This is a genomic window from Rhodopseudomonas sp. BR0C11, from assembly GCF_010820945.1.
Lineage (GTDB): Bacteria > Pseudomonadota > Alphaproteobacteria > Rhizobiales > Xanthobacteraceae > Rhodopseudomonas > Rhodopseudomonas palustris_H.
Genome location: NZ_QTKI01000431.1, coordinates 1 through 3,912, shown reverse-complemented (window position 1 = coordinate 3,912; position 3,912 = coordinate 1). Strand labels below are relative to the sequence as shown.

The following is a 3,912-nucleotide window of genomic DNA, read 5'->3' as shown; positions in this document are numbered from 1 at the left end:
GTGATGATCTCTGCGGCGGTGTTCGTGCTCGGCTTCTCCACCGTGTTCGTCGCGCTCGGCGCCAGCGCCAGCCTGGTCGGCAGCCTGATCCGCGCCTATTCGGCGCAGCTCGCGATCATCGCCGGTGTGGTGATTATCCTGATGGGCCTGCACTTCCTCGGCCTGACCCGGATCAACATCCTGATGCGCGAAGGCCGCCTGCCGATCCCGAAGCCGGTCGGGCTGTGGGGCGCCTACGTGATGGGCCTTGCGTTTGCGTTCGGCTGGACGCCGTGCATCGGACCGATCCTGGCTGCGATCCTGTCGGTGGCCGCGGCCGAAGCGACGGTGGCCAAGGGCGCCGGCTTGCTGGCGGTGTATTCGCTCGGCCTCGGCGTGCCGTTCCTGCTCGCCGCGCTGATGGTCGAACAATTCTCCGGCCTGTTCGCCCGGATGAAGAAACACCTCGCCACGGTCGAGCGGGTAATGGGCGTGCTGATGGTCCTCACCGGCATCGGCTTCCTTACCGGCGCCATCAGCGACGTCTCGATCTGGCTGCTGAACACCTTCCCGGCGCTGGGGAATATTGGGTAGGCGTCCTGGTCGCGGCCGAGCATCGGACCTAAACCACTCGTCATCGCCGGGCTCGACCCGGCGATCCATCATCTTTGCAATTCCTTTGTGTAAGCGCGTTCGCGCTTTGGATGGATGCGCGGGTCAAGCCCGCGCATGACTCTGTGCAAGTGATCGCGGTCTTGGCCGAGAACGGATGACAGCGGTAATTTTTTCTCGACGTCATCGCCGGGCTCGACCCGGCGCTCCATCATCCTTGCAATTCCTTTGTGTAAGCGCGTTCGCGCTCGGATGGATGCGCGGGTCAAGCCCGCGCATGACGCTGTGCAAGTGATCGCGGTCTTGGCTAGGATCGGATGGTGGCGGTAATCATTTGTCGACGTCATCGCCGGGCTCGACCCGGCGATCCCTCATCCTTGAGATTCCTTTGTGTAAGCGCGTTCGCGCTCGGATGGATGCGCGGGTCAAGCCCGCGCATGACGCTGTGCAAGTGATCGCGGTCTTGGCCGAGAACGGATGGTGGCGGTAATCTTTCTCGGCGTCATTGCCGGGCTTGACCCGGCAATCCATCCTCTTGAATGATGAAGCGGTTCAGCGAGGCTCTCGGAGGAGAGTCGGCATGGCCTACTGGGTCTACATCCTCGCCAGTGCTCCGGGCGGCACGCTGTATGTCGGCGTGACCAACGACCTCGTCCGCCGTACCTATGAGCATCGCGAAGGACTGGTCGAGGGCTTCACCCGCAAATACGACGTCAAACGTCTCGTCTATTTCGAAGCGCACGACAGCATCATCGCCGCCATTCAGCGCGAGAAGAACATCAAGCATTGGCCGCGCGAATGGAAGATCGACCTGATCGTCCGCGGCAATCCGAGCTGGGATGATCTTTACGACGAAATCGTTCGTTGATGGATGCGCGGGTCAAGCCCGCGCATGACGTTTGTCGCGGGGAGGTGATCCTGCTCTCCACCCGCGTCATTGCCGGGCTCGACCCGGCAATCCATCATCTTCGCATGAGCTGATGCGGCGTAGGCTGCTTTGTCTGCGGATGGATGCGCGGGTCGGCCCGCGCATGACGTCTGTCGCGGGGAGGTGATCCTGCTCTCCACCCGCGTCATTGCCGGGCTCGACCCGGCAATCCATCATCTTCGCATGAGCTGATACGTCGTAGGCTGCTTTGTCTGCGGATGGATGCGCGGGTTGAGCCCGCGCATGACGTTGTTGTCGATGTGAGGCTGCGCCTCACATCCCCCGATTACCTCAGTTTCCGATCTCGGCGTAGCCGCCCTTGGCGTCCCATTTGTAGACGACGTAGTCGATCGCCTTGATGTCGCCCTTGGCGTCGAAGGCCATCTTGCCGAGCACGGTGTCCCACTCGCCGGCCTTGATGGTGTCGATCACCTTCTTCGGATCGGTCGACTTGGCCTTCTCGACCGCCTGCGACCACACCTGGAATGCCGCGTAGGTGTAGAGGGTGTAGCCTTCCGGATCGATGCCCTTGCCCTTGAAGGTTTCGACGATCTGCTTGGCGGTCGGCTTGTTGCGCGGGTCGGGGCCAAAGGTGAACAGCGTGCCTGCGGCGAGCGGGCCGGTGATCGAGGCGAATTCCTTGTCGTTCATCGCGTCGCCGGCCATCATCACGGTGCTGAGGCCCTGGTCGCGCATCTGGCGCAGGATCAGGCCGGCCTCGCGGTGATAACCGCCGATGTACACCAGATCGATGGCATCGCGCTTCAGCCGCGACACGATCGAGTTAAAGTCGTTGTCGCCCTTGTTGTAGGACTCGAACATCTTCTCCTGGAAGCCGGCCTTGTTCAGCGCCTTCTTGGTCTCGTCGGCCAGACCCTTGCCGTAAGTGGTCTTGTCGTTGAGGATGGCGACGTTCTTGCCCTTGTAGTTTTTCAGGATGTACTCGGCGGCGACCAGGCCCTGCTGATCGTCGCGGCCGCAAACGCGCAGTACGTTCCACAGCTTGCGCTCGGTGAACAGCGGATTGGTCGAGGCCGGAGTGATCTGCAGCACGTTGCCGTCGGCATAAGCTTCCGACGCCGGGATCGACGACGACGAGCAGAAGTGACCGGCGACGAACGGGATGCCGTCGCCCGCGATCTTCTCGGCGACCGAGCGCGCCTGCTTCGGATCGCAGGCATCGTCTTCGACGTCGAGCACCAGCTTCTTGCCGAGCAGACCGCCCTTGGCGTTGAGATCGACCACCGCCTGCTCGGCGCCGTTCTTGAGCTGCCGGCCGAACGCGGATTCGCCGCCGGTCATCGGACCGGCGACCGAGACCTTGATGTCCTGCGCCAGCGCCGTGGTCGAGAGCGCCAACGAGACGCCGAATGCCAAACCGAGAAGCTTGAGTGTCATCGATGAATCCTTGCGATGGATTTGCAAACGAAAAGCCGCGCCCAGGCAGGCCCGAAGCGCCAAACCGGCCGGCATTGTTGGCTGATTTTCACGACAAGTCATCGACAAAATACGGCGCCGGCGGCACCCGGTTGCCGCATTGTGCCGCAGGACTCGCGGGCGCGGGGAGGGACTACCTCAGCTGCCGCGTCCGCCTTCGAGATACGCGGCTCGCACTTCCGGCCGCGCCAGCAGATCGGCGCCGGTCCCGCTCATGGTGATCAGGCCGTTGACCAGCACGTAGCCGCGATGCGCCAGCTTCAGCGCGTGGTTGGCGTTCTGCTCGACGATCAGCACGGTGAGCCGGTCCTGCTTGTTCAGGGTGCGGATCGCGTCGAAGATCTGCCGGGTGATCAGCGGCGCGAGGCCGAGCGATGGTTCGTCGAGCAGCAGCAGGCGCGGCCGGCTCATCAGCGCGCGGCCGATCGCCAGCATCTGCTGCTCGCCGCCTGAGAGCGTGCCGCCGCGCTGGCCGAAGCGTTCGCGCAGCCGCGGAAACAGCGTCAGCACGCGTTCGAGCGTCGCGGCGCGTTCTTCGTTGCTGCCGGTTCCGGCATCGGCGCCCATCTGCAGATTTTCGGCGACGCTCATCCGCGGGAAGATGCGGCGACCCTCCGGCGACTGCGCGATGCTCATCCGCGCGATCAGGTGAGTCGGCCGCGCGGTGATATCGACGCCGTCGAACACGATGCGGCCGGCCTTGGCACGCGGCTTACCGAAGATCGACATCATCAGCGTCGACTTGCCGGCACCATTGGCGCCGATCAGCGCCACGATCTCGCCGGGCGCGATCTCGAGATCGACGCCCTTCAGCGCCTCGATCTTGCCGTAGGCAGCGCGGAGGTTTTCGATTTTGAGGAGGGGGGCGGTGGAGGTCATGATGCCACCTCGCCACGCTCACTTTCGTCATGCCCGGGCTTGACCCGGGCATCCACGGACACAAGCACAGCCTTGCC

General features: G+C 63.7%; 4 protein-coding genes. 2 read left to right on the top strand and 2 right to left on the bottom strand.

From position 1 onward, the window contains the following. Nucleotides 1–573 (top strand): cytochrome c biogenesis CcdA family protein (locus DYI24_RS22800; protein ID WP_164573953.1); only part of this gene is annotated, 573 nt, incomplete at its 5' end. A 598-nt stretch (nt 574–1,171) separates the two neighbouring features. Then, nucleotides 1,172–1,459, top strand: coding sequence for a GIY-YIG nuclease family protein (locus DYI24_RS22795; RefSeq protein WP_164573952.1), 288 nt, complete (start codon nt 1,172–1,174; stop codon nt 1,457–1,459). Between the two features lie 351 nt (nt 1,460–1,810). On the opposite strand, the gene DYI24_RS22790 is transcribed toward DYI24_RS22795, so the two are convergent. Together DYI24_RS22790 and DYI24_RS22785 are read right to left on the bottom strand one after the other, a co-directional pair. Next, nucleotides 1,811–2,917, bottom strand: a complete 1,107-nt coding sequence (locus DYI24_RS22790; RefSeq protein WP_107345544.1) for a branched-chain amino acid ABC transporter substrate-binding protein — start codon at nt 2,915–2,917, stop codon at nt 1,811–1,813. Nucleotides 2,918–3,094: 177 nt separating this feature from the next. Further along, entirely contained in the window at nt 3,095–3,835 is a 741-nt protein-coding gene (locus tag DYI24_RS22785; protein WP_107356554.1) for an ABC transporter ATP-binding protein, read from the bottom strand. Nucleotides 3,836–3,912 lie beyond the last annotated feature (77 nt).